This window comes from Ochrobactrum sp. SFR4 (assembly GCF_019730395.1).
Taxonomy (GTDB): domain Bacteria; phylum Pseudomonadota; class Alphaproteobacteria; order Rhizobiales; family Rhizobiaceae; genus Pseudochrobactrum.
The window spans coordinates 1-534 of record NZ_JAAPBB010000125.1 but is presented as its reverse complement, the minus strand read 5'-3'; the positions used below and the strand labels follow the sequence as shown (position 1 = coordinate 534).

At 49.6% G+C, this 534-nt stretch carries 1 protein-coding gene; it reads left to right on the top strand.

Annotated features, from left to right (window positions below; translation table 11 throughout):
• Window positions 1-340, top strand: a 340-nt coding sequence (locus HBA93_RS18180) for a ribosome-recycling factor (protein WP_221724233.1), incomplete at its 5' end; no start/stop codon positions are given.
• Between the last annotated feature and the right edge of the window lie 194 nt (window positions 341-534).

The following is a 534-nucleotide window of genomic DNA, read 5'->3' as shown; positions in this document are numbered from 1 at the left end:
CATGGTTGGCGCTGTTGAACGTGCGATCCGTGACAGCGGTCTGGGGCTGAACCCGATCACAGACGGTATGACACTGCGCGTGCCGCTGCCGGAGCTGAATGAGCAGCGCCGTAAAGAGCTGGTGAAGATTGCTAACCAATATGCTGAAGGTGCGAAAGTTGCTGTTCGTCACGTTCGCCGTGATGGTATGGAAAAGCTGAAGAAGCTGGAAAAAGACGGCGCTATCAGCCAGGACGACAGCCGTGTTCTGTCTGACAAAGTCCAGAAAATGACTGACGAGACCATTGTGGAACTCGATAAGCTGCTGGTTACCAAAGAAGCGGAAATCATGCAGGTTTAATCTGCAACAATATTGTGTCAGAGTGATTTCGGTATTGCGATCTCACTCTGACACATGGTCTGACCGGCCTTACCGGTGAAGTTTAATATACTGTAAATTCCGGTTTTTCGTACCGGATTGGCCGCGTAAATGACATGTTTGCGGGGTCATATGAGCAGCATAGCTATGCTGAGTTATTTCCCAAAAACCGGATA